Consider the following 25,685-nt stretch of genomic DNA (forward strand, 5'->3'; position numbering starts at 1 on the left):
GGGGTGACTTAGGAGATCAACTATTAAGGTTGATATTGCGCATCCAGTGTAACACCCGAGAAAGTACGGTAAGCATTTAAGCTTAAGTGCCAAGTACCTGCTTGTGGATTACTGAACGTACAAGTTTCTGCGTTACCGTTTTTGTAAGGGCGACAGTCATAGCTTGATGATGTTGGTTGGCTACCAAACTTAACGAATAAGTCTGAATCGCCAGTACCGCCTGATGTCGTTACTGTAAAGCTTGCCATACCGGCAGGAACATCAATAGTGTAATGCTTCCATTGGCCTGCACTTGCAGAGATATCTGTTACTGTGCCACCACCTGCTTGTGGTGAACCTGAGCCTGAACCACCGCCAGAAGTTGTTAAATCACCTACTAGGCTAACACCTGAGTATGCAGAGTAACCATTCAGCATTACATGGTATGTACCTGCTGTTGGGTTATCGATAGAACATACTTCGTTGTTACCGCCTTTATACGGGCGACAATCATAGGTTGATGTTGTTGGTGCGCTACCTGCACGAACGTAAAGGTCAGCATCGCCTGAACCGCCACTCATTGTGAAGGTTACGTTAGTCGCACCTGTTGGAACTTCCATTGTGTAGAAAGTTTGGCTGCTAGCAGAGCCACTTAAACCAGTTAGTGCTTGACCATCTTCTAATACGTTACCCGTTGGTGGTGGCGGTGTTGTACCTGAGGCTGCTGCAACCGCGGCTGCCGCATCAACAATACCTGTACCACAGCTAGTACATGTTGCTGGGAAAGAACGAGTTGTCGATTTTAAGATACTTTCGATTTCATCAGGTGTTGCTGATGGCTTAGCTTGTTTGATTAATGCTGCGACACCCGCAACATGTGGAGCTGCCATCGATGTACCTTGTGAGTAGTGGTATGAATCACTGCTAGGGCTTGAAGAGCCTGAGTTGTGAGTAGATAACACACCTTCAGAGTCATTCGCAAAGCTTTGTGCGCCACCCGGTGCTGCAACGTCAATGTTGCTACCGTAGTTTGAGTAGTATGCACGACCACCGTTACGACCAACAGATGCAACGTTTACAACACCATTACAGTTACCAGGGTTGTAGTTTGCAGAGTTATCGTTGTCGTTACCTGCAGCGATTACAATTACAGAACCGTTGTTACGCGCTTGATTGATTGCATTTTGCGTTGTTGAGCTACATGAACCGCTACCACCTAAACTCATGTTAATAACATCAGCAGGGTTAGCATTTGCTGGTACGCCAGAAACTGAACCACCCGATGCCCAGATGATGCCGTCAGCGATATCAGAAGTTAAACCACCACATTTACCAAGTACACGCACTGGCACTACTTTTGAGTTGTAAGCAACACCGGCAACACCTTCACCGTTATTAGTGACTGCTGCAACAGTACCCGCAACGTGTGTACCGTGCCAGCTTGAGCTTTGTGCACTGTGTGTGTAACCACATTCGTTAGCGCTGATTGCATCACCCGGATCGCGTGCATCGCTATCACGACCACCGCCGTCGTTCGCTACAGACACGTTAGAGATCATGTCATAGCCTTGAAGAATGTTAGCATTTAAATCAATATGAGGGCGGTAACCAGTATCAAGTACCGCTACAACGACACCGCTACCCGTTGCTGTATCCCAAGCAGTAGGAAGGTTAAGACCGCCCGCTTGCTCGTAGTAGTGCCATTGGTCGTCATAACGAGGGTCGTTAGGCGTCGCAAACGGCTTTAACATTTGGTCGATTTCGATGTATTCAACATTACCAGAAGCGACCATTTCTTGCATAAATTCTTGGGTTTCTTCAGCTGATAGTTTTTTATCAGCACGCATTACGTGGTGATTACTCATCGCCATTGCACGAACGTATTGTGCTTTTACTTTACCTTTTTTGCTGCTGAAGTTTTTAATAAAGCCTTTTGCTTTTTTGTTCATCATAGTCGGCGTTTGTTCTGCTGCCGACATGGTCATCATTTCATCACTATTGTTTTTATACTTGATGATAAATTGAGTACCGAAGCCTTCTTGGCCTTGTAATTTAGCTGCAGTTTCCTGCATAGATGGTGACATAAGTTGATCTGGAGTAGCCATAGCTGCTGTTGTTCCAAACAACGCAGTCAAGCTCAGTGCAATTGCGCATTTCTTCAAGTTGTTGTTAGTTGTCATAATGATCCCTAGATTGTTATGTAAATCTCCACGATGTTTTTCGTGAAGGGGGACAAAGGTAAAATATATGTTAATTTGGTTAAAATATCGTTTTATTATGGTTGTCTCTATTTTGGTTATAACCAAATGTATAGACGTCTAAATCAGTCTTTTTATGGTGTTTTTTGATTGTTTTCTCATAATAAAGTTATAATTTTATGGTTTTGAGTTTTTGCTTTATTTCGTTTTTTGGATTTATCTTTTTTGTAAAAACATCTCTGAGTTAACACTGCGACGACAATAACTTGTTATAATCAGCTAAATTTTTTTAGTGAGTATGATTAATGACCCAAGTAGATGTAATTGTGATTGGCGCCGGCGCCGCAGGTTTGATGTGCGCTGCACAAGCAGGCTACCGTGGTCGCAATGTTACTGTGCTTGATATGGGCAAGAAGCCGGGCCGTAAAATATTAATCAGCGGCGGCGGGCGTTGTAACTTCACCAATGAAAATGCAAGCCCAGACAAATACTTATGTGGCAATCCTCACTTTGTAAAATCGTGTTTAAGCCGTTATACCCAACATGACTTTATAGAGCTGGTGGACCGTCACGGCTTGGCGTATCACCATAAAACGCTGGGTCAGCTATTTTGTGATAACAGCGCACAAGATATCGTTGACATTCTTTTAACTGAGTGTGAGTGGGCAGGTGTTAACATAGCGCTGCGTAACGAAGTACTCAGCGTGACAAAAACCGATGCGGGTTATGAAGTTATTACCGAGCAAGATAGCTATCAATGCGAGTCGTTAGTTGTCGCATCGGGCGGATTAACCATGCCTAAGCTCGGTGCATCACCAATTGGGTATAAAATTGCAGAGCAATTTGGTTTAGCAGTGCTACCAACCATGGCGGCATTAGTGCCATTTACGTTGCACCAGCATGATAAAGATCGCTTTGATGGGTTATCGGGGATCAGCATTCCTTGTCTGGTTACCAGTAAAGATGGCACCCAGTTTAAAGAAAACATCTTGTTTACACATCGTGGCCTTTCGGGCCCAGCTATTTTACAAATCAGCTCTTTTTGGCGTGCAGGGCAAACTGTGTACATCAACTTGTTACCCGAGCTCGATTTAAAGCAGCAGCTTGAGCTTTGGCGTCAAAGCCAAGGGCAAAAGTCACTAAAAAATACCCTTGCGACAATTTTACCAAAACGTTTTGTTGAAATGCTGCACGACACGAAAGCGATCCCAGATTGCAATGTAAACCAACTAAGCCATGCGCAAATCGACGCATTACATGACTACATTCACAATTGGCAAATTAAACCCAACGGCACAGAGGGTTATAGAACAGCCGAAGTAACGCTTGGCGGTGTAGACACCGACGAATTAAGCTCAAAAACCTTCGAAGCGAAAAAGTCACCGGGCCTTTATTTCATCGGCGAAGTCACTGACGTCACCGGCTGGCTAGGCGGCTACAACTTCCAATACGCCTGGAGCTGCGGCTTTGCAGCAGGGCAGTATTGTTGATTTAAGTTTCTAGCTGCTAGTTGCTAGGTTAGCACTTGCTTGTAGGTCGTGCTTTAGCGCGTTTATTATGACGCCATAAATGGCGACCTACATCTAATGTTACGGTGGCTTCATGCTATTGAGTAATAAGCTGAACTCGAGTGCCTGTAAATCTCAAAGTGCTCTAATAACTCGATTTGAAATAAAAAAGCCGCTAACTTAGCGGCTTTGTTGGTTGCGAAAATATGATACCAATCGACTTAACACGATTGATATAGGGTTAACGTAGGTCGAAACGATCTAGCGTCATTACTTTAGTCCACGCTGCTACGAAGTCATCAACGAACTTCTGTTTAGCATCGTCAGAGGCATACACTTCAGCAATTGAACGTAGCTCTGAGTTTGAACCGAAGATTAAATCTACTGGTGTTGCTGTCCACTTAAGTTTGCCTGATTGACGGTCACGGCCTTCGTAAACACCTTCTTCAGAAGACTTAGACCACTTCGTTGACATATCTAATAGGTTAACGAAGAAATCGTTGCTTAATGTGCCAGGTTTTTTCGTGAATACACCGTGTTTAGTTTGGTCAGTATTCGCGTTAAGGGCACGCATACCACCTAGTAGTGCAGTCATTTCTGGTACTGATAAGCTTAGTAAATCAGCGCGTTCAACTAACATTTCAGCCGGTGATTTCCATGCTGAGCTGTAGTAATTACGGAACGCATCTGCTGTTGGCTCAAGTACTTCGAATGATTCAACGTCAGTCATTTCTAATGACGCGTCCATACGGCCTGGCTTGAACGGTACTGCGATAGAGAAACCTGCGTCGCTTGCTGCTTTTTCGATTGCAGCCGCACCACCAAGAACAATCATATCTGCAAGTGAAATTTCTTTACCGCCAGATGCTTTTTTGTTGAACTTAGTTTGGATTTTCTCAAGTTTGCTAAGTACTTTAGCCACTTCTTTCGGGTTGTTTACCGGCCAATCTTTTTGCGGAGCAAAACGAATACGTGCACCGTTTGCACCACCACGCATATCTGTGTCGCGGTAGCTTGCTGCTGATGCCCAAGCAACACGCACTAGTTCAGATACAGATAAACCTGAATCTAAGATGCTAGCTTTAAGTGATGCGATATCTTTGCTGTCTACTAGTTTGTGATCAACCGCAGGGATGTAGTCTTGCCAAATTAATACTTCTTCTGGCACTAGGTCACCTAGGTAACGAGCACGTGGGCCCATATCGCGGTGGTTTAGTTTGAACCATGCTTTAGCAAATGCCAGTTCGAACTCTTTCGGGTCGTTTAAGAAACGCTCTGAGATCTTACGGAATTCAGGATCTGCTTTTAACGCGATATCAGTTGTGAACATGATAGGCGCATGACGCTTACCTTTAATGTGTGCATCTGGCACTAGGTTAGACGCTTGACCATTTTCAGGGATCCATTGAGTCGCACCTGCAGGGCTCTTAGTTTTAACCCATTCAAAAGCAAATAAGTTTTGTAGGTAGTTGATTGACCAGCGTGTTGGTGTCACTGTCCATGCACCTTCAAGACCTGAAGTGATAGTGTCTTCTGAGTGACCTTTACCACATTTGTTTTTCCAACCTAAACCTTGCTCTTCGATACCGGCTGCTGCAGGCTCTTTGTCTAAGCAGGTCGCTTTTTTCGCACCGTGTGCTTTACCAAAGCTGTGACCACCGGCGATTAGTGCAACGATTTCTTCATCGTTCATTGCCATGCGGCCGAATGATAAACGGATGTCGTCTGCTGCAAGTAGTGGATCAGGGTTACCGTGAGGGCCTTCTGGGTTTACATAGATTAAGCCCATCTCAACTGCCGCTAATGGGCCTTTAAGTTTGCCTTTTTTGTCACGACGTTCGTCAGTTAACATTTTGCCTTCAGGGCCCCAGTATACGTAATCTGGTTCCCAATCGTCTTCACGACCACCGGCATAACCAAAGGTTTTGAAGCCCATTGATTCAAGCGCAACGTTACCTGTTAACGCCATCAAGTCAGCCCAAGAAATGCTGCGACCGTATTTTTGTTTTATAGGCCAAAGTAAACGACGTGCCTTATCAAGGTTTGCGTTATCAGGCCAGCTATTTAGCGGGTCGAAACGTTGTTGACCACCGCCTGCGCCACCACGACCATCAAACGTACGGTAAGTACCTGATGCGTGCCACGCCATACGGATGAAGAATGGACCATAGTGACCGTAGTCAGCAGGCCACCAATCTTGAGAATCAGTCAATACTTTCTCAATATCAGCTTTCACTGCGTTTAGGTCTAACTTTAAGAATTCTTTTTTGTAATCAAAGTAAGGACCCATAGGATCAGACTCTGCACCATGGGCACGAAGTTGGCTAAGATCTAATTGCTCTGGCCACCAGAATTGGTTTGATTTGATGTCGTTTGTAGCTTGTACGCCTGTTGCCACCAACAGTGATACCGCAACAGCTACTTTAGACAAAGCTGACGTTGATTTTTTAAACATTGTGTAGTCTCCAGTTAGAAGTTGGGTGAAATATAGATTTGTTCAGGTTAACTTTCCACTTACAAACTGGGGTTTAAATCGATTGATAAAATCGAAAAAACAGATGGTTTAATTGATTTTATAGAACAAAGCCAGCGAAAATGCTGGCTCTAGGGGAGGTGTGCAGTAAGCTTAAATTCAGCTTGTTGCTTATTCTTCAATAAAGGGTACGCCGTTTTTGATCCACTCAGCGGCTGGTTTGCCTTTTAAGTAGTGATCAAAATATTCCATCATACGTACTGAGAAATCCACTTGGTTAGGGAATTTCTTCAGGTGATGTGGTTCACCTTCGTATTGTAAGAAGGTGGCATCTTTACCCGCACGACGAAGTGCTAGGTAGTATTGAACACCTTCGTGCCATGGCACAGCATCATCTTTGTCGCCAAACATAATCAGGATTGGGGTATTCACTTTATCAGCGAAGAACACCGGTGAGTTTTCGATGTATAGCTCTGGCGCTTCGAATAACGTTTTACCAATGCGGCTTTGCCCTGTTTCGTATTGGAACTGACGAGCAAGACCTGATTTTAAGCGAATACCGCTGTATGCACTGGTCATGTTAGATACTGGCGCACCCGATACAACCGCCTTAAACATATCTGTCTGCGTGATCATAAAGGCACTTTGGTAGCCTGCCCATGAGTGACCTTGTAAACCAATTTTATCTGGATCAGCAATGCCTAAATCAATCAACTTTTGAGTGGCGTTGATCATCGTTTGGGTTGACGATTTACCCGGATGACCAATTTCAAAACGGATATCAGGTAAGAAAATCGCATAACCATTTGAAGTAAACATCGGGAAGTTAGGACGATGATTTAATTCCATTTTCGGGAAGTCATACATGCGTTGGCTCATATAGCGGTAGAAGTACACAACCACTGGCACCTTATCGCCTTTTTTGTAGCCCGCAGGCTTAATTAATACGCCTTGTAAATCTTCACCATCAAACCCTTTATAGCTAATAAGCTCAGGTTTTTCGCCCCATGCAAAGTTGCTAATTTGTGGGTTGAGGTTGGTAACACGCTGTGGCTTTTTGAAGCTAAAATCAGCTTGGTAGTAATCAGGGAATTGCTGATATGTTTGCGCTGTGAATAGGTATTTGTCGGCATTTTTCGCCTTTCTAACTACATCATAGCGCTTTTTACCCGAAAGTACTTTGCTTACTTTATTGCTTGTTAAATCAAGTTTTGCAATTTCAGTTTGCTTATCTTGCAGGTTGGTTGCGCTTAGTAATAATGTTTCGTCTTTGGCAAAGCCCACTTGGTCTTTATCTAGTTTAATAACACGATATTGGGTATTGCTTTCTTTACCTTGAGTTAGGCGCGTTGCCTTTTGTGTTGCGACATCAAAAGCCCAAATATCAAATTTACTGTAAACCAGTACTTGGCTGCTGTCGTTTAACCAGCCTGCAAAACCATAACCCGGCTGAGGTGATGGGTAGTCATGTTTATCATCAGCAAAAATAGCGTTAATTGCTTTAGATAAGGTTGAAACCTTGTTGTTACCTAAATCTTTAAGCTGTACTTGGCTGTCTTGGAAAAATGCTGCAAATTGACCATTTGGCGCAAGGCTTGGTCTAAACGGATAGTCGCTGACGATAGCGGTTTGTTTACCGGTTTTAACATCAACACTGAAATAATCTGCGTAAAAACCACCATACATAACACGTTCTAGGTAAGGTCGGTCTGAATAGCCTAATAGCGCTTCACGATGAGTATTAAGCGAAACCTCTGGCATGTTCGGTGTGCTCAACTGCACAACGTGCTGACCATTTACATGATATACCGCTTGGTAATGACGAAGCTTATTCGCTTTGTTCCATTGCTGCTCTTCGCGAGGCTTAATTTCAGCGTCTTTGTTGTGCCAAACGTTAAGGCCCTTTTGGTCGCGAATGGTATCGAAATCATATAAAGAGGCTTCATCTTTGTATTCTTTTAGGGCAACTTTTGCAGCGAGTTTAGGGTGGTTTTCAAAGTATAAACGAGCACCATCTTCAGACCATTTTAGCGATGCTGTTTTGCCAATAGTCCAGCTGCTATCTGCAGAATTAATAGTTGAAAGCGCCCCGTTTTGTAAAAGCTGTAAGCTGTGGTCACGACGGCGTGTATCATCATTCACATAATTGCCAATTAACAGCGCTGCGGTATTGCTGTTTGGCTGCCAAGCAATTTTGTTTGCCACAACACCTGGCTCATCGATCAACACACTAGTTTTAAAGTCATTATTAAGATTAACTAATACAACTTGGTTGTCGGCACCATCACTGTAGCTTTGGCTTGCTAATAACTGCTCACCGGTACTGCTCATCGCATAGCTGAATACGTTGTTGAGAGTGTGCGTGGTTTTGTCTTGAAGGTTAACAAGCACTAAATCAAAGCTTTTATCTTTTTTATCTGGCTTGATTTCGCTGCTGTTTTCGTCTTTTTCTTCGCTGTCTTTTTTATCTGCTTTTTTATCGAGTCGGTAAGCAAGCCATGCACCATCATCCGATAATACATAGTCTTTTACATCGTTAAAGGTCTGTTGCTCACCACTTTTAGTATTCACTAAAACAAGGTTGTTCTTTAGCTCATCTTTTTTCTTGGTGGTTTCTTTTTCAAGTAAGCTTGGTACCTGAGTAAAAGCCACCCAGTTTGCTGCTTTATTAATAGTTGGGCGAGTACCGCGCTCAACGCTAGTTAGTAGGGTGTTGTTGTTTAATGTATAAACCTGACCTTGTGCATTACCGCGATAAGGGTCGGCACTAAAGCTAAGAATTTGGCCATCTTCAGAAAGTTGGGTGCCTTTTGCGTATTTAAAATCAAACACGTCTTTAAATTGCAGAGCTTCTTTCGCACTAATCTGTGCACTACCAAGGCTTGTCACCAAGGCTAAGCTCAAAAGTGATAATTGCGCTTTCATTCATCTTTCTCGTTGTTTTTAAATTGACGCACCCAGTGTAGCGTTTTTAATAAACAATTCGAGTAGAAACGATAAATCGCATATTTATCACGTTGGTTACGTAACTCTAATACATGAAGTTAAAAAGATACTTTAATAGTGAAGCCACCCTGCGTGTCAAAACTACACTTACCACCTAAAGCAAGCACTCGCTCTTCAATAAATAAAAGGCCATAGCCACCAGATTCTGCGTTGTTACGCACTTGCTCACCATTATCTTTAATTATGAGATCTATGGCTTGTTTATTTACACTCAACTGAACTAATAATTGTGAGGCGCTGCTGTGTTTAATGCAATTGGTAACAGCTTCTTGGCAGATTCTGTAAATAGCCGTTTGGTGTTCATCAGCCAAGGTACTGTTGATATCTAAGTTCGTTTGATACTCGATATCAGCTTTATTTAATAGGGATTTTAATTTGCCATTTTTTAGAGCGTGTTCAAGGCCTAACTCGTCAAGCTCTCTCGGTCTCAAATGATGCATAATTTGATACACAGAGTCATACATAGCTTTGGCATTTTCTCTAAGGGTAGCAATGATTGAATTATTGCTGTTTTGTTGTGAGAGTGATAATACTGCTAAATCTGTTTTTAGCGCTGTGAGATTTTGCCCTAATTCGTCATGTAATTCTTGAGACAGATATTTGCGCTCGTCTTCTTGGATTGTAACCATCCGTTTTGCAAGTTGTTTGTTTTTAGCAAGTAATTGAGAAAGTTGTTCATTGCTTTGTTGTAATTCAGCGTTTTTTAATTTGAGTTCATTTGTTGCAGTACCAATTAAAAGCCCAGTAATTGAGTTTGCTAAGATAAATAACTGACTTATATAAGTATTCGTTGCATCTTGTTGGATGCCTGCCTGTACAACGATTAGACTATTGCTGAGTAAAGCACTCAAAATAGCACCTGTTGTAGCAAACTTATAAGAAAACCAAAGAATTGGCAGTAAAGAGAACAAGCGTAGCAGAGAATATAGGTCAGGCTTATGTATATAGGCTGCAAGGTAAACTATGGTCAGGGCTAACAGCGCAATTACGAGTAAATAGTTGTTTAGCGTAATTTTATGTTTATAGCTTGCCTTAATACTTAGCAATATTGGCGCAACGAGTAGTGTCCCCGTTAAATCACCTAGGGTCATATTGAGTTGGTATTGTAATAACTGCTTACCAGCTAACCATGTAGTGAACTCAAAAGCACTAGCAAACAAAAACCACTTGATAGCGGCTGTTGAAGTAGCCAACAAAACGATTGAGATAACGCCGGTATTAGCATCGATCTTGGGTGGCCAACGACTTTCTTTAAAGCAGTGTACTATTATCATGTAGGTAGCTTCTTGCCAAAAGCCATGTAATAAATCGAAGTGCCAAGCATCGTTATAAAACATGCCGATATAAGCAGCATAAAGCCTTGAGCTAAACCAAAGAATTGGCCAAAACCTAATTGGGAAGATAATAAAAAAAGCGAGCTTAACTCCCGCAGGCAAGAATATGGCGCTACTTTGCGCCACCGTTTCTAAATGATTACTTACCCAAGAAGAAAAGCATAAGGTAACAAAGTAAATAACAGCGACTAGAGCTTGTTTTGTAAACTCAGCAAAAGCTTGGTTTACAGATACATTCACGAAAGGAAAATTATGCCAGTTCATCAAGCGCAATGAGTCCATTATCTATTGCAATTTTGAGTAAATCGAACGAGTTAGATACTTTAAGTTTTTGGTAAATATTAGCCTTATGCACATGAGCAGTTTTAGGCATCATGTCTAACTGTTGCGCCACTTGTTTTGCGTTAAGCCCTTTTGCAAATAGAGGTAAAGCTTCCTTTTCTCTTGGTGTTAGTAAAGCGAGTTTATTAGAAGGGTCTTTATAGTTAAACTTCACATCTTCACTTATATACCTGCCGCCCTTAATTACAGAATTGACAGCGTCGATTAAGGCTTCTGATGCTGAACGTTTAGAGACGTAACCTTGCGCGCCCAAGCTAAGAGCGTTGCTTACATAAGGCTCGTAGTCATACATGGAGGCAACAATTGTTTTAATTTCAGGGTAGTAACTATTTAAGTAGCTTAAAAATGCTAGGCCAGTTTCTCCTTCATGCATTGAAATATCAACTATAAAAATATCAGGTTGTTCAATTTCAACGGCAAGTTTAGCCTCGCTAACCGTGCAGGTTTCAATTATTACCTGCCACTCCTGTTGTAGTTCTAGTAACTTTTTAAAGCTATCCCTTACTAGTTGGTGATCTTCAATAATACCAATACGCATGTTTCCCTCCATCAAATTTGATTATATCTCTAATTCAAATGGTTATGTCTAGGAATAATTCTTAGAATTTTGTGCGAACTACATCTTCTTTGTTGCTTACTCCATGAGTTTCAGAAACTTGTATGAATCGCTGTATTATTGATCTTGGACAAGGTTGCGACATTGACTCTGTATGTTAGGGTGATACATTGAAATTGAACTGAAATTCTAGCCAAAGGAGTTGCCCATGTTAGGTGAGAAACACTCGTTATTGAATGAATTCCCTGAGTTTAATGAACTAATCCACAGCCTTGCAAAACACGATGCTCATTTCAAGAAAACCATGCAGCGTTATGATGATATGGATAAAGAAATTCGTGAGCTTGAATTGCAAAACTCGCCGATTGAAGATGCAGATATGCATGAAAAAAAGCAACAACGCGCCGTGCTTAAAGATGAACTTTATGACTTTTTAAAAGCCAATGCTTAATAATTGAATCGAAGCTAATGCTCCTGCTTACGGCATTCTTACGGTAGGAGCTTTTTCTCCCCTCTATTTTTACTCTCCAATTGTATTTAATCGCAATATGTCTTGAGTCAATCAAGGTTATGGTAGTCTTAGCGCGATTTTTTAAGGCAACAATGGAATAGTGCTTTGCACTGACTAGGATTAACATGACTAAAAAAAATATGATTACTACTTCATTAGCACTCATGGGTGTTGTCGCTGTCGGTAGCGCACACGCTGATGAAGGGCAGTGGCAACCGCATCAATTAAAACAATTACAAAGCGAGTTTGATCGCGTTGGTATCGAATTACCTGCATCACAAGTGGCAGATCTTAACCAATATCCACTCAATGCAGTGGTTGGTTTAGGCTATTGCTCTGCGTCATTTGTGTCACCAAAAGGCTTAGCGGTAACTAATCATCACTGTGCTTATGGCGCGATTCAAAATAACAGCACACCAGAAAACAACTTAATTGAAAAAGGCTTTTTAGCAGCTGATTTGTCAAAAGAGCTACCAGCAGGCCCGCAAGAGCGTTTGTATGTAACTGAACAAGTGGATGATGTTACTGAGCGCGTACTGGGTAACTTACCTGCAGAACTACACGGCAAAGCGCGTTATGAAGCAATTCAAGCAAATCGCAAAGCTTTGATCAGCGAGTGTGAGTCAGATCCTAACTACCGTTGTACCGTGCGTGATTTTCACCATGGCTTAGAGTACTTCATGATCAAACAACTGATGATCAAAGATGTGCGCTTAGTGTATGCTCCAGCAGAAGCGCTGGGTAACTTTGGTGGCGACATTGATAACTTTGAATACCCACGTCACACGGCGGATTTTACCTTTGTACGTGGTTACGTTGGTAAAGATGGTAAGCCTGCAGATTACAGCGAAGATAACGTACCTTATGAGCCAAAGTCGTTCTTAAAAGTGAATGCGAGCGGCGTAAGCTTAGGTGATGGTGTGCTGGTGGCCGGTTACCCGGGTCGAACTAGCCGCTATAAGCTTGCAGACGAAGTAAATTATTCTGCGAGTTGGTATTACCCAACATTGCTTAATACTTATAACATGACCCTAGACGTAATCGCCAAGCAGAGCGAAGGCGATGAGCAAGCACAAGTTAAATATGCCTCTCGTGTAAAAAGCACTAACAACCGTTTAAAGAAACTGGAAGGCTTACAAGATGGCTTTAAAGTAACGGATATTCCGGGTATTAAAGCTGCGCAAGAGCAAGAGTACCTCGCTTGGTTTGCACAAAGTGCAGAACGTAAAGCATACGCAGATTCATATCACGCATTAAAGTCATTATTAGTTGAAGCACATGCACAGCAACAAAGCCATTTTTACTTTGATTATGCAAAACGCGCAGACTTACTAAGCACGGCAATTCGTTTATATCGTTTAGCTAAAGAAAGTGAAAAACCAAATGCAGAGCGCGAAATGGGTTATCAAGAGCGCGATCTTCCTATGCTTAAAGCGCGTTTAGAGCGTTTACAAAAACAGTTTACGCCTGAAGTCGATAAAGCCTTATGGTTAAGCTACTTAGGTAACTATTTAGCGCAAGATAAAGCAGCGCAAGTTGCGGCATTAAACGACGGCTTAGGTATTACAGATACCACAACACAAGCTGAACTTGATGCGATTATTGCTTCTTTTTATGCTAATACAGAGCTTACAGATGTAGAAGCACGTGTTAACTGGATTGGTAAATCTGTCGCAGAGTTTGAAGCATCAAACGACCCATTCATAAGGTTAGCTGTTGCTCTATACGATACCAACATGGCACAAGAAGCTGACGAAAAAGAAATGGCGGGTCGTTTAGCAGAAATTCGCCCGCAGTATATGCAAGCCGTGATCGCTTTCAATAATGCTAAAGGTAAGCCAGTTTACCCAGATGCAAATGGCACATTACGCGTAAGCTACGCACAAGTTGATGGTTACCCAGCGGCAGATGCTGTGTATAAAACGCCATTTACATCACTACGTGGTTTAGTGGCTAAACACACAGGTGAAAAACCATTTGTTGTTACCGATAAAGTACTTGAAGCATACAAAAAGCAAGCATTTGGCGCGTATTACCGTGGTGACTTAGGTCTACCAGGCGTAAGTTGTAGCTTATTCAGCTTTGGTTGTGAATCACAAGCGGCTAAACCTCTTGAAGTTAACTCAGTACCAGTCAACTTTTTAAGTAGCGCTGATACCACAGGGGGTAACTCAGGTTCGCCAGTCATGAATGGTAAAGGTGAATTAGTGGGTCTTAATTTTGACTCGACTTATGAATCAATCACCAAAGATTGGTACTTTAACGCCAAAATCACCCGTGCTATTCACGTTGATATTCGATACATGCTTTGGTTAATGGAAGAAGTTGATAACGCAGGTTACCTACTTGATGAAATGACCTTAGTTAAATAGCCTTGCTATTTTGAAAATAACCGCAGCAATTGCTGCGGTTTTTTTATGTCTTTAATTTTTGCCAATCTAACGTTTTTAATTTGTTTATTTTCAATACTTTTGTAATGTACAAAGCAGATACTTTTACTTGGGAAAAATAATGAGCGCCAAACAAATAATAAAAGCCATTTCAGTGAGTGTTGTGGCAATAACGGCAAGCTTTAATGCCAGTGCAGCGAATACCGAAGCAATGTGGCCGGGCACGGCTTATAATCAGCAAATACCAACATTTAAACAAGTACTTGGATACGATGTAGGTGAGCGCATTACCAATTACAACGATATGCGTCGTTATTTAAGCGCCCTTGAACAAGCTGCGCCAGATCGTATTAAAGTGTTTAAGTACGCAAACAGCTGGGAAGGTCGTGAACTGGTTTATGCGGTGGTTGGCACAGCGAAGCATATTCGCTCATTAGAAACCCTCGCTAATAATACCCAAGCCTTGGCTGATCCGCGTATCACCTCTGAAAAAGAAGCTAAGTCGCTAATTAAAAATTTACCGACGTCTGTGTGGCTTCAGTATGCCGTGCACGGTAATGAAATTAGCTCAACCGATGCTGCACTATTCACTGCATATCACTTACTAGCAGCCCCGAATGATGCCGTTAACAGCAAAATTTTAGACAACACCGTGGTGTTTATCGACCCATTGCAAAACCCTGATGGCCGTGAGCGCTTTGTTACTCGTTATTATGCGACCGTGGGCCTTGAGCACAGTGCAGATAGGTTAAGTGCAGAGCATAATGAGCCGTGGCCAAGAGGCCGAACAAATCATTATTTGTTTGATATGAATCGTGATTGGTTAGCGCTTACTCAGCCTGAAAGTAAAGGCAGAGTGGCTGCAATCAATAAATATAAACCGCAAGTAGTGGTTGATATTCATGAAATGGGCGGCGACCAATCTTACTACTTTGCACCGGCTGCTCAGCCATTTAATCCGCATATGACGAAAACCCAAATCGCCAACATGGATGCGATTGGGCAAAATCATGCGAAATATTTTGATGAGTTTGGCTTTGATTACTTTACCCGTGAAATTTTTGATGCCTTTTACCCAGGCTACGGTGATAGCTGGCCTGTTTTTTATGGTGCATCAGCATCAACTTACGAAGTAGGCTCTGCGCGTGGCCATGTTTTTGAGAAAAACACCGGTGAACTACTCACCTATTTTAATACTGTAAAGCGTCAGTTTGTGGCCTCAATTTCGACTGCCGAAGGGGCTGCCAATCAACGTGAAAAACTACTAGGTGACTTTTATCAATATCAAGTTGATGCGATTGATTCGGGTAAAGATAGCAAAGAGCGTGTTTATATCTTACCTAAACAAAGTAACCGTGAAGGCGCTCATAGACTCGCAACCTTAATGGCTGAACATGGTGTTGAAGTTAAACAAGCAACTGAAGACTTCAAAGCCTGTGGCGTTAAGTACAAAGCAGGCAGCTATTTTATTGATACTGCACAGCCACGCGGGGTATTTGTACGTACCACCTTTACTGACCAAGTAGATATGGCAGAGGCTTTTGTAAAAGAGCAAGAAAGACGCCGTGCTCGTAACCTAGGTGATGAAATTTACGATGTCACAGGTTGGTCACTGCCGATGATGTTTAATGTTGATAGCGATAGTTGTGGTCGCGCAGTTAGCGCAGATAGTAAAGCGGTTCAGGCCGACGACACATTGCTTGGTAAAGTGAATAATCCAGAAGCCTCAGTGGCTTATATTGTTGCATGGGGTGATACGGCCGCAGCACGCTTTTTAACAGCAGCACTGCAAGCTGGCATTAAACTGAAAAGTGCTGACCAAGCATTTGTATTAGGTGATAAAACTAACTACCCAGCGGGTAGCTTAGTAATCGAAAAGCGCCTAAACGATAGAGACTTACTGACTAAAATTAGCCAAATTGCCGAGCAAACTGGTGCAATAGTTGATGGTGTTGATTCAAGTTGGGTGATTGAAGGCCCAAGCTTTGGTAGTAACAAAACAGTGCCTATGGTAGCACCAAAAGTGGCGATTGCATGGGATGCAGCCACTCGAGAGCTAAGCGCCGGTAACACTCGTTTTGTTATCGAAAGACAGCTTGGCTACCCGGTGACAGCTATTCGCACACCCATGCTTGCATGGGCTGATTTAAGTGATTACCAAGTGCTTATTTTACCAGAAGGTAATTACGAGCAAGCACTCGGTAAATCGGGCGCGGCTAATTTAAAAAGCTGGGTTGAAGCAGGTGGCGTGTTGATTGCCCTCGGTAATGCTAACCGTTTTACCACCAACGCTGATTACGGTTTGTTAGATGTTAAACGCGAGCAAGCTTACCGAGAAGATAAAGCCGACAGCAGCGATGATAAAAGCAGTAAAGTGGCAGGGCAGTTATTCGCTTCTCGCGATGATTTAAAAGCAGCGAGCATTGAGCCACATACATCGCCAGACTATGTAGCCGGTGTACTTGCTAATGTTGAAGTAGACCAAGAGCACTGGTTAACCGCTGGGGTTGATAAAGACCTTGTTGCGGTAGCTTACGGTAATGATATTTACACGCCTATAAAACTGAACTCAGGTAAAAACCTAGCGTGGTTTACAGGTAAAGATGATGTGCTAGCAAGTGGTTATCTGTGGCAGCAAAATAAAGCACAGCTTGCGTATAAGCCATTGCTTGTTCATCAACCGCAAGGCAAAGGCATGGTAATAGGCTTTACACAATCACCAACCTACCGCGCCTACCTTGAGGGCATGAATGTACTTTTAGCTAACACGATTTTCCGCGCTGCAGCACATGCTCAGTAAGCTAAAGGCCTAATTAAAAAGCCCGCTGACGTTGCGGGCTTTTTTGTGGGTAAAGTTTTATAGAGTAAAGCTCTAAAGGGAGTGAACAATGAAATAAAAAAGCCCGCAGGGCAAAGGGCGGGCTTTTAGTTTTTCAGGAGAGAAAGTGTTAAGACACAATTCCTAGAGGCTTACCTGTTTGCCAAGCGCCACGGGTAAAGTCTGGAATTGTTTTACTGTTACTTCTATCTGCAACCGATGCCATACTTTGCGGGAAGATTGATGACCATGCTGCGGCATCGTATACATCTTGATCGAGTGGCTCATTATTGCGTAAGCAGTAGATCATGCGCCAAAGCATAATGAAGTCCATACCGCCGTGGCCACCGTTACGTACTGCTTCTTCACCCATGCGTTTCCACAGTGGATGATCAAACTCAGCACGCCATTTTTCCATATCTTGATCCCAGCTATGGAAGTTTTGCATATGTGGCTTACGACCCTGTGAACCTGCTTTCTCCCAGGCAGCGAGCTCTGCTTCATATTGCTGTTGGTAAATTTTCGCGATAGCTGGTGGCACATCTTCAAGAGCAATACGATTAGGGAATCCTGCAAATGTGCCATTAGTACCTTGAATTAGGTTATGGCGGCTGTACGGGCGAGGGCTTGTGGTGTCGTGCTGAACCATAATGCTACGACCTTTCACTGTTTTAATAATGCTGGTGTTCATGTCGCCAGCAGTAAATTTTAGTGAACGACGCTCGTGGCCTGCAGGGAATTCACGTTCTGCATAGGCGGCGCGGCCAAGCGCAGGTGAGCTGACTGAAGTAACAAAGTCAAAGCGGTCACCACGGTTGATGTTCATATACTGAGAAACCGGGCCTAAACCATGGGTTGGGTATAAGTTACCGTTTACTTTGGTATGCCAATAAGTACGCCATGAGCCTGTGCTGCGGTCAATTTCTTTCATTTGCCAACGCAAGTCATGAATATAAGCTGCTTCACCATGCAATAACTCACCAAATACGCCTTTACGAACCATGTTTAAAACCATTAACTCGTCACGGCCGTAGTTAACGTTTTCCATCATCATGCAGTTCTTTTGCGTGCGCTCTGCGGTGTTTACTAATTGCCAACACTCTTCCATGGTGGTTGCTGCAGGTACTTCAACAAAGGCATGTTTTCCACTTTCCATGGTCTCAACACTCATCGGTGTGTGCCATTTCCAAGGCGTTGAAATGATCACAATGTCGATGTCATCACGAGCGAGCATGTCTAAATAGGCTTTATCTGAACCCGTATAAGCAGTTGGTTTAGGTAAGCCTTTTTCAATGACATAATTAACAGACTTATCTAGCATTAGCTTATCTGTGTCGCAAATAGCTTTGATTTCAACACCTTCAATATGGCAAAGATGTTTCACATGGCCGCTACCACGTTGACCAACCCCAATAAAACCAACACGCACCACATCCATTGCAGGCACAGCTAAGCCCATTACGCTTTTACCTTGCGCTGCAAGAGGTGTGCTTTGATTATCACCTTGTTGGCTTTTCGCACAGCCAGTCACGACTGTCGCGGCGGTAATGGCTGCGGCAGATTTTAAAAAACTACGTCTATCTATTGTCATAACGATACCTAAATCACTGAGATTATTTTAATAGTGGGTTTCAGTTGTTTCTGTTATATCGCAACTAAAAGTTAATTACAATTAAATGCTTTCAAAATCTTTCAAATTGGTGGCTGCATTACCCTTAATGCCTTTTTATGGTTTTTTAGGTCAAATTTTAGTTTTAATATGAACTTTCGTTACCTTTCATTTTGTTGCGTGGTGTTTCGCTGTGTGCTACTGTAATTTCAAATCATATATCTAACCTTTGATGTAAGCTGCTTGGAGAGAACCATGAATGCATTAAAAACGATTATTAATAACAATCGAGTAGGGCAAGCGCAGGGAATTTATTCTGTATGCTGCGCGCATCCACTCGTTATCGAAGCAGCGATGTTGCAAGCTCTTAATGATGACACTGAAATTTTAATTGAAGCTACGGCAAACCAAGTTAATCAGTTTGGTGGCTACACGGGTATGAAGCCTCATGACTTTGTTGAATTTGTTTATGCAATAGCCGAAAAAGTGGGTTTAGATACCCAGCGCATTATTTTAGGTGGTGATCACCTAGGTCCTGTATGTTGGGTGAATGAGCCTGCAGAGGTTGCGATGGTAAAAGCTGTTGAACTTGTTAAAGCCTATGCGAGTGCGGGTTTTAAAAAAATTCATCTAGATGCCAGCATGCCATGCGCTGACGATGGAGAACGTTTAGCTGATGCAGAAATTGCCAAGCGTGCAGCATTGATGTGCCAAGCTGCCGAGTCGGTCTCAAAAGATAACGATATTCTTTATGTGGTTGGTACTGAAGTTCCCCCTCCGGGTGGGGCAACAGAAGAGCATGAAATTATTGAGGTATCCCATGTTGAAGGGGTACAGCAAACAATCGAATTACATCAGGCAGCATTTGCTAGCTTAAACATAAGTGACGTGTGGTCGCGTGTTATTGCTGTTGTTGTGCAGCCGGGGGTTGAGTTTGATAATCATCAAGTTTTTAATTACCAACGTAATGAAGCGCAAAAACTGAAAGAGTTTATCACTACTGTCGATAATCTTGTGTATGAAGCTCACTCTACTGATTACCAGCCAGATCATTGCTATCGCGAGTTAGTACAAGATCACTTTGCCATATTAAAAGTGGGGCCACAGCTTACCTATGCACTACGCGAAGGTTTATTTGCTTTAACTTATATTGAAGATCAGTTAGTTGAACCTGCTAAGCGTTCTAATTTACGTGATGTCTGTGAGCGCATCATGCTAGAAAAACCACATTATTGGAATAAGTTTTACCCATCGCAGGGTGCTGAAGCTAAGCTGTTTAGGGCTTATAGTTATAGCGATCGCATCCGTTATTACTGGCCTGAAGATGAGATAAAACAAACAGTAGAAACGCTGTTTGAGAACTTAGAAGGGCAAATTATTCCACAGACCTTACTTAGCCAATTTATGCCAATGCAGTACAAAGCATTAACTAAGGGCCAAATTAACTCATCACCGCGTGAGTTAGTACTTAACAAAATAATGGAAGTGACGAATAGCTATTCGCTTGCTTGTAATCAATAAGTGGTGTTGAGAGAGAATTTAATATGACACAGTTTTTATCCTTAAACGAAACAGAACTTAAGCAACAGAACGCTTATTGGACCGCAAGAGAAATCACACAACAACCCAAATCATGGTGTAATACGGCAACAGTGATTGATAAAAAGCGAGCTGAGATTAATGATTTTTTAGCGCCGATTTTAGCACTTAATAACTTAAAAGTTGTTTTAACAGGCGCTGGTACATCAGCTTATGTGGGCGAGGCTTTAACACCTCATTTAACTGCGAAAACCGATTTGGACGTATGTGCTGTCAGCACCACTGATATTGTCTCAAACCCATATGGTTTTTTACAAAAGGGCACGCCAACCTTACTTATTTCTTATGCGCGCTCTGGAAATAGCCCTGAAAGTGTCGCAGCGGTCGATATTGCAGAGCAAGTCGTTGATGAATGTTATCACTTGGTTATTACCTGTAATGAAAACGGTGAGTTAGCTAAAAGCGCATCAGTTAAAAGCAATAGCTTAAGTGTGATAATGCCAAAAGAAACACTTGATGAGAGCTTTGCAATGACAAGTAGCTTTACCTCAATGCTGATTTCAACACTGTGTATTTTTACTCCCGATAGCGTTCAATTAGAAAAAGTTGTGGCGCATACTAATCAGCTACTCGATACGCAAATTGATGACATTAAGCGTTTTGCACTAAGTAACGTTGAGCGCTTAGTATTTTTAGGAGCCGGGTCTTTACTTGGCTACGCCAAAGAAGCTGCATTAAAGTGTTTAGAGTTAACAAATGGTGAATTAATTAGTTATTTTGAAACGCCTTTGGGTTTTAGGCATGGCCCGAAAACCATTATTAATACCAAAACTGCCGTACTATTGATGTCATCTGGAAATCTATACAGCAGTTTATATGACACTGATTTATATAATGAATTAGTCAATGAACAGCAATGCCTGCGCATAGAAAAATTATCGGTAGGTACAAAGCAGCAACCGCTGGATGATGTGTGGCAAGGTCTGTATTATATTGTTTATTGTCAGATTTTTGCATTTTTTAAATCAATCTCACTCGGTTTAACACCTGACAATCCTTGCCCAACGGGCGAAGTTAACCGTGTTGTACAAGGGGTAACTATTTACCCGTTAACTTCTTGTTAGAAAGTGTTAGGTAGAGTATGGCTGTTTATGGACTCGATATTGGTGGAACAAAAATAGAAACCGCCATTTTTAATAATAATTTAGAGCAACAGCAGAGTTGGCGTATTACTACGCCAACTGATGATTATCAGCAATTTTTGCAGGCAATATATCAGCAGGTGCTAAAGGCCGATGAATTAACAAGTAGCCAAGGTGCTGTGGGGATCGGTATGCCAGGTATCATTAATGAGGCTGGCAAAGTGTTATCTGCCAATGTGCCTTGTGCCACAGGTAAGGTGATTGCCGACGACCTACAAGCATTATTAAAGCGCCCTGTTGCGATATTAAATGACACCCGATGTTTTGCTTTATCAGAAGCAAATGGCGGAGCTGGTGAAGGTTATAGCCGAGTATTTGGTGCCATTGTTGGTACGGGGGCTGCGGGTGGTATGTGTATTGATGGCACTTTGTTTAACCAAGGTTTAGGTATGTCGGGAGAATATGGTCATTTACCACTTTCTGCGTATCTGCAACAAAAATATCAGCTGCCCGTTTTAAAATGCGGCTGTGGTTTAAATGGCTGTGTAGAAAGCTATATTGCAGGGCCCGGTGTACAAACTCTGTATCAACATATTACGCAATCCCCTAAATCAGCGATTGAATGGGCAAACGATATTAAGCTAGGTGATGAGCAAGCCTTAAAGGTGCTCGCTTGTTACTTAGATATTCTTGGCGAAACCTTTGCTGCTATTAGTAAAAGTTTGCACCCAGAAGTTATCGTACTTGGCGGGGGGTTGTCGCTCATTGATGCAATAGTAGAAAAGCTCCCTGATGCGATTCAAACTCATTTATTTTCAGGTTTTGCCGTGCCCGACGTGAAGCGTGCAAAGTTTGGTGATTCTAGCGGCGTAAGAGGCGCTGCAATAATAGGAAGTGTTCATGCTAATTCCAACGCATCTTAATCGCTATTATTTAAAGGCCGCAAAAGTGGTGACTGCTGAGACGGTTTTACTCGATCATGCGGTCTTGGTCGAGCAAGGTAAAATTAGTGCTATTACCACGCAAATTGAGCCAGAGATTAAAGTAATAGATTTAGGTGAGCATAGCTTATTTCCAGGCTTTATCGATTTGCATATTCATGGTCGTGAAGGCTGCGATATTATGGACGGCACACCAGAATCGTTAGAGACTATTTCTCGGTCTTTAGCAAAGCATGGCGTAACGGGGTTTGTTGGCACAACGGTGACTGCAGACTGGGACGTCTCAATTCAAGCTTATAAAAATATGGCGAGTGCCTATCAAAAAGGCTTGGCTGGAGCGCAGTTGCTAGGGGCTTATAACGAAGGTTTATTCTTTGCAGAAGCGCATAAAGGCGCGCATAACGAGTCATTTTTTTTAGAGCTTACTAAACAGCGATTTGATGAAATTTATGCCGCATGTGAAGGTTGCTTAAGCTCATTTGCGTTAGCGCCAGAACTACTTAAATCCCCCGACATGATCCGCTATATCACCGATAAAGGTGTGCGTGTGATGCTGGGTCATACAGATGCTAATTTTGAGCAAACAACACAAGCTCTTGCCCATGGAGCCTGCGGTGGTGTGCATATTTTTAATGGTATGCGCGGTATTCATCATCGAGATCCTGGTTGTACGGGGGCACTGTTGATGGACAGCGATGCCATGGTTGAGCTTATTCCTGATGGTATTCATTTGCACCCGAGCATCATGAACATGGTTTACCGTTTAAAAGGGGCTGATAAAATTGCTCTGATCACAGACTGCGTAAGCGCCGGAGGCTTACAAGATGGTCGCTACCGCTTAGGTGAGCTTCCTATTGTGGTTGAGCAAGGTGTTGCACGAACTGAGAGCGGCTCTTTAGCGGGCAGTACATTAACCATGGAAGTTGGCGTTGAACGCTTTTATAACCTAACCGATGCAAGCCTAGTTGAAGCAACTAAAATGGCCAGTTTAGTACCTGCTGAGTTTTTAAATAAAGCGGAGCAAATAGGCAGTATTGCGGTAGGTAAACAGGCTAATTTTGCCCTGCTCGATAAAGACTTTTCTGTTCAAGCAACGATCTGTGCGGGTAAGCAAATCTTTTAAAAGTTAAGTGAGAATGCAGGCAAAAGTATTCGATGCCATTGTTATTGGCAGTGGCATTACTGGCGGCTGGGCTGCTAAAGAACTGACCGAAAAAGGACTCAATGTACTGCTACTAGAACGTGGCAGACAGGTTGTGCACGGTACAGACTATATCACTGCGTTTAAAGAAGATTGGCAACTGCCTTTTCGCGACAGGCCCAGCCTTCTAGAAAAGCAGAATCAAGCTAAACAAGCACGCACTGGCTATGCCACCAAACAATCAATAAAACACTGGTTTGTGAATGATTTGCAGCACCCTTATCAAGAATCGCAACGTTTTGATTGGATCCGAGGATATCATCTTGGTGGGCGCTCATTAACTTGGGGGCGGCAATGCTTGCGCCTCAGTGATATAGATTTTGCAGCCAACAAACAAGATGGTCACGGCGTTGATTGGCCTGTGCGCTATCAAGATATTGCGCCTTGGTACGATAAAGTCGAAGCCTACATCGGGGTTATTGGCGAAGCGCTGAACTTACCTCAGCTACCAGATGGACCTTACTTGCCTCCTTTTGCGCTTAATGCCGTAGAGCAGCAGCTTAAACAAAGTTTATTAACTCACTACACTAATCGTCACCTCACCATCGGGCGAGTTGCACATTTAACCAAGGCAAAGCCTGAGCAAGGTCGTGCCCCATGCAGCAAGCGCAACCGCTGTATGCGAGGCTGCCCAGCAGGGAGTTATTTTAGTAGTTTAGCCTCGACCTTACCTGCAGCGATGCGTACTGGGCGACTCACTATCCAGACTCACTCCATTGCCAAAGAGATTATTTACAATCCAGATAGCGGACTAGCTACGGGCGTGAAAGTAATTGATGCTGAATCTAAAAAGGAGCGTATCGCGCAAGCGAAGATTATTTTTTGCTGTGCATCAACGGTGGCAACAACAGCCTTGTTATTAAATTCAACTTCTGCACGTTTTCCTAATGGCTTAGGGAACGATAGTGGAGAGCTTGGTCATAACCTCATGGATCACCATTTTAGGGTTGGCGCCACTGGCGAGCCTAGGGGCTTTGCTGATGACTTTAATGATGGCGACAGACCCGTTGGCTTTCATATTCCGCGTTTTCGAAATCTTAATGATGCCGAGCAGCATAGCTTTATTCGCGGCTATGGCTATCAAGGATACGCAACACGCAAAGATTGGCGACGGGGCTTTAAAGAACTTAGCTTTGGTAAGGCTTTTCGAGAAGGGCTTGCCAAACCTGGGCCTTGGCAAGTTGCATTAATAGGCTTTGGTGAATGCCTGCCTTATCATCGTAATAAAATGAGCTTAGATCCGGTATTAAAAGATCAATGGGGATTACCTTTAGTTAATTTTGATTGCCAATTTGCTGAAAACGAGCAACGCATGCGCGAGGATATGAAAACGCAAGCCGTCGAGATGCTAAGCAAAGCAGGTTATCAAAATGTACAAGCATACGATAAAGGCTCAGCGCCGGGGCAAGCCATCCACGAAATGGGAACTGCGCGTATGGGGCATGATGCTACAACCTCAGTGCTTAATCGTTACAACCAAATTCATAGTGTGCGTAACGTCTATGTCACTGACGGCTCGTTTATGTGCTCGTCGGGTTATCAGAACCCTTCGTTAACCTATATGGCATTTACTGCAAGAGCCGCGGATCACGCTGTACGGCATTATCAAAACGGGGTGTTTTATGGCTGATCTACAAAGGCGAAATGCGATTAAATATTTAGCTGCATTATTCGGTGCGGCTATTACGCCAGTGGCTGCGACTCAGTTATTTGATAAAACGGATGGCAATCATTTTGAGGTGCTTAAAGCAGCGGCGCATCGGGATGTGGTCACGCAAATGCAGGCTGTTATTTTAGAGCTAGAGCCAAATGAGCAGCTGTATTTTAATTTAGTCGCTTTCACAGATTTAATGCTAGCAAATACACTAACTCTGACTGAACGTACGGCATGTGTAAAAGGCGCTGAGCTGATTGCAGAAGGTGTTCTTTCATCGTCGCAATTAGCAAATAAACTCACAAGTTTATTTACTATCTCTTCGCAGCAGCAACAGCGCATAATAGCGCAGCAAGCCTTACCTTTTTCAGAAGTGAGCCTTGATAAGCGTGACGAGTATTTAATTTATAAGTGTATTTTTGCCGTGCGTGAATTTTTGCTACTGGGCTATTTCACATCAGAAAAATTGCAGGCTAGTTAAAAA

16 protein-coding genes are annotated in these 25,685 nt (G+C 42.8%); 10 read left to right on the forward strand and 6 right to left on the reverse strand.

What is annotated here, in order from left to right; genetic code table 11:
- Positions 1-23 precede the first annotated feature (23 nt).
- The gene (locus IMPJCBKJ_RS03050) at positions 24-2,159 is read right to left on the reverse strand and encodes a S8 family peptidase (protein ID WP_054552770.1); all 2,136 of its coding nucleotides are present in this window, start codon (positions 2,157-2,159) and stop codon (positions 24-26) included.
- Positions 2,160-2,482: 323 nt separating this feature from the next.
- On the opposite strand from IMPJCBKJ_RS03050, the gene IMPJCBKJ_RS03055 reads away from it, so the two are divergent.
- Positions 2,483-3,667, forward strand: coding sequence for an NAD(P)/FAD-dependent oxidoreductase (locus IMPJCBKJ_RS03055; protein WP_166338738.1), 1,185 nt, complete (start codon positions 2,483-2,485; stop codon positions 3,665-3,667).
- Positions 3,668-3,926: 259 nt separating this feature from the next.
- On the opposite strand, the gene katG is transcribed toward IMPJCBKJ_RS03055, so the two are convergent.
- From katG to IMPJCBKJ_RS03075, 4 genes are all read right to left on the reverse strand, one after another.
- Positions 3,927-6,140 carry a catalase/peroxidase HPI gene (gene katG / locus IMPJCBKJ_RS03060; RefSeq protein ID WP_138598815.1) on the reverse strand — a complete coding sequence of 738 codons (2,214 nt, stop codon included), beginning with the start codon at positions 6,138-6,140 and terminating at the stop codon, positions 3,927-3,929.
- A gap of 189 nt (positions 6,141-6,329) precedes the next feature.
- Complete coding sequence (locus tag IMPJCBKJ_RS03065; protein WP_166338740.1) at positions 6,330-9,083, reverse strand: prolyl oligopeptidase family serine peptidase; 2,754 nt, start codon at positions 9,081-9,083, stop codon at positions 6,330-6,332.
- Between the two features lie 119 nt (positions 9,084-9,202).
- On the reverse strand, positions 9,203-10,762 hold the full coding sequence (locus IMPJCBKJ_RS03070) for a histidine kinase (RefSeq protein WP_166338742.1): 1,560 nt from the start codon (positions 10,760-10,762) through the stop codon (positions 9,203-9,205).
- Positions 10,749-11,378, reverse strand: a complete 630-nt coding sequence (locus IMPJCBKJ_RS03075; protein ID WP_054552760.1) for a response regulator transcription factor — start codon at positions 11,376-11,378, stop codon at positions 10,749-10,751. The genes IMPJCBKJ_RS03070 and IMPJCBKJ_RS03075 overlap by 14 nt, the downstream gene beginning before the upstream one ends.
- Positions 11,379-11,604: 226 nt before the next feature.
- Here IMPJCBKJ_RS03075 and IMPJCBKJ_RS03080 point away from each other — a divergent pair, with 226 nt between their 5' ends.
- From IMPJCBKJ_RS03080 to IMPJCBKJ_RS03090, 3 genes are all read left to right on the forward strand, one after another.
- Entirely contained in the window at positions 11,605-11,847 is a 243-nt protein-coding gene (locus IMPJCBKJ_RS03080; protein WP_138616187.1) for a DUF465 domain-containing protein, read from the forward strand.
- A 185-nt stretch (positions 11,848-12,032) separates the two neighbouring features.
- Complete coding sequence (locus IMPJCBKJ_RS03085) at positions 12,033-14,279, forward strand: S46 family peptidase (protein ID WP_240920986.1); 2,247 nt, start codon at positions 12,033-12,035, stop codon at positions 14,277-14,279.
- A 139-nt stretch (positions 14,280-14,418) separates the two neighbouring features.
- Positions 14,419-17,097, forward strand: a complete 2,679-nt coding sequence (locus IMPJCBKJ_RS03090) for a M14 family metallopeptidase (protein ID WP_166338744.1) — start codon at positions 14,419-14,421, stop codon at positions 17,095-17,097.
- A gap of 148 nt (positions 17,098-17,245) precedes the next feature.
- Here IMPJCBKJ_RS03090 and IMPJCBKJ_RS03095 read toward each other — a convergent pair whose 3' ends face one another.
- Positions 17,246-18,706 carry a Gfo/Idh/MocA family oxidoreductase gene (locus tag IMPJCBKJ_RS03095; protein WP_138598820.1) on the reverse strand — a complete coding sequence of 487 codons (1,461 nt, stop codon included), beginning with the start codon at positions 18,704-18,706 and terminating at the stop codon, positions 17,246-17,248.
- 273 nt (positions 18,707-18,979) lie between these two features.
- Here IMPJCBKJ_RS03095 and IMPJCBKJ_RS03100 point away from each other — a divergent pair, with 273 nt between their 5' ends.
- The 6 genes from IMPJCBKJ_RS03100 to IMPJCBKJ_RS03125 are packed head-to-tail and all read left to right on the forward strand — an operon-like array spanning position 18,980 to position 25,682.
- Positions 18,980-20,245 carry a D-tagatose-bisphosphate aldolase, class II, non-catalytic subunit gene (locus IMPJCBKJ_RS03100; protein WP_054552755.1) on the forward strand — a complete coding sequence of 422 codons (1,266 nt, stop codon included), beginning with the start codon at positions 18,980-18,982 and terminating at the stop codon, positions 20,243-20,245.
- 23 nt (positions 20,246-20,268) lie between these two features.
- The gene (locus IMPJCBKJ_RS03105; RefSeq protein WP_166338746.1) at positions 20,269-21,387 is read left to right on the forward strand and encodes an SIS domain-containing protein; all 1,119 of its coding nucleotides are present in this window, start codon (positions 20,269-20,271) and stop codon (positions 21,385-21,387) included.
- 17 nt (positions 21,388-21,404) lie between these two features.
- The gene (locus IMPJCBKJ_RS03110) at positions 21,405-22,328 is read left to right on the forward strand and encodes an ROK family protein (protein ID WP_166338748.1); all 924 of its coding nucleotides are present in this window, start codon (positions 21,405-21,407) and stop codon (positions 22,326-22,328) included.
- On the forward strand, positions 22,306-23,469 hold the full coding sequence (gene nagA, locus IMPJCBKJ_RS03115) for an N-acetylglucosamine-6-phosphate deacetylase (protein WP_166338750.1): 1,164 nt from the start codon (positions 22,306-22,308) through the stop codon (positions 23,467-23,469). The genes IMPJCBKJ_RS03110 and nagA overlap by 23 nt, the downstream gene beginning before the upstream one ends.
- Positions 23,470-23,482: 13 nt before the next feature.
- Positions 23,483-25,177: a GMC family oxidoreductase gene (locus tag IMPJCBKJ_RS03120; RefSeq protein WP_166338752.1), complete on the forward strand. Its 1,695-nt coding sequence runs from the start codon at positions 23,483-23,485 to the stop codon at positions 25,175-25,177.
- Positions 25,170-25,682 carry a hypothetical protein gene (locus tag IMPJCBKJ_RS03125; RefSeq protein ID WP_166338754.1) on the forward strand — a complete coding sequence of 171 codons (513 nt, stop codon included), beginning with the start codon at positions 25,170-25,172 and terminating at the stop codon, positions 25,680-25,682. The genes IMPJCBKJ_RS03120 and IMPJCBKJ_RS03125 overlap by 8 nt, the downstream gene beginning before the upstream one ends.
- The last annotated feature ends 3 nt before the right edge of the window (positions 25,683-25,685 follow it).

The sequence above is a fragment of the Pseudoalteromonas sp. MB47 genome, assembly GCF_011319765.1.
GTDB classification, from domain to species: domain Bacteria; phylum Pseudomonadota; class Gammaproteobacteria; order Enterobacterales; family Alteromonadaceae; genus Pseudoalteromonas; species Pseudoalteromonas simplex.

Coding starts and splice junctions, on each gene's coding strand:
- IMPJCBKJ_RS03125 (WP_166338754.1), top strand. CDS start 25,170: ATGGCTGATCTACAAAGGCGAAATGCGATTAAATATTTAGCTGCATTA.
- IMPJCBKJ_RS03055 (WP_166338738.1), top strand. CDS start 2,483: ATGACCCAAGTAGATGTAATTGTGATTGGCGCCGGCGCCGCAGGTTTG.
- IMPJCBKJ_RS03120 (WP_166338752.1), top strand. CDS start 23,483: ATGCAGGCAAAAGTATTCGATGCCATTGTTATTGGCAGTGGCATTACT.
- IMPJCBKJ_RS03050 (WP_054552770.1), bottom strand. CDS start 2,159: ATGACAACTAACAACAACTTGAAGAAATGCGCAATTGCACTGAGCTTG.
- IMPJCBKJ_RS03070 (WP_166338742.1), bottom strand. CDS start 10,762: ATGAACTGGCATAATTTTCCTTTCGTGAATGTATCTGTAAACCAAGCT.
- IMPJCBKJ_RS03095 (WP_138598820.1), bottom strand. CDS start 18,706: ATGACAATAGATAGACGTAGTTTTTTAAAATCTGCCGCAGCCATTACC.
- IMPJCBKJ_RS03090 (WP_166338744.1), top strand. CDS start 14,419: ATGAGCGCCAAACAAATAATAAAAGCCATTTCAGTGAGTGTTGTGGCA.
- IMPJCBKJ_RS03075 (WP_054552760.1), bottom strand. CDS start 11,378: ATGCGTATTGGTATTATTGAAGATCACCAACTAGTAAGGGATAGCTTT.
- IMPJCBKJ_RS03100 (WP_054552755.1), top strand. CDS start 18,980: ATGAATGCATTAAAAACGATTATTAATAACAATCGAGTAGGGCAAGCG.
- nagA (WP_166338750.1), top strand. CDS start 22,306: ATGCTAATTCCAACGCATCTTAATCGCTATTATTTAAAGGCCGCAAAA.
- IMPJCBKJ_RS03085 (WP_240920986.1), top strand. CDS start 12,033: ATGACTAAAAAAAATATGATTACTACTTCATTAGCACTCATGGGTGTT.
- katG (WP_138598815.1), bottom strand. CDS start 6,140: ATGTTTAAAAAATCAACGTCAGCTTTGTCTAAAGTAGCTGTTGCGGTA.
- IMPJCBKJ_RS03065 (WP_166338740.1), bottom strand. CDS start 9,083: ATGAAAGCGCAATTATCACTTTTGAGCTTAGCCTTGGTGACAAGCCTT.
- IMPJCBKJ_RS03105 (WP_166338746.1), top strand. CDS start 20,269: ATGACACAGTTTTTATCCTTAAACGAAACAGAACTTAAGCAACAGAAC.
- IMPJCBKJ_RS03110 (WP_166338748.1), top strand. CDS start 21,405: ATGGCTGTTTATGGACTCGATATTGGTGGAACAAAAATAGAAACCGCC.
- IMPJCBKJ_RS03080 (WP_138616187.1), top strand. CDS start 11,605: ATGTTAGGTGAGAAACACTCGTTATTGAATGAATTCCCTGAGTTTAAT.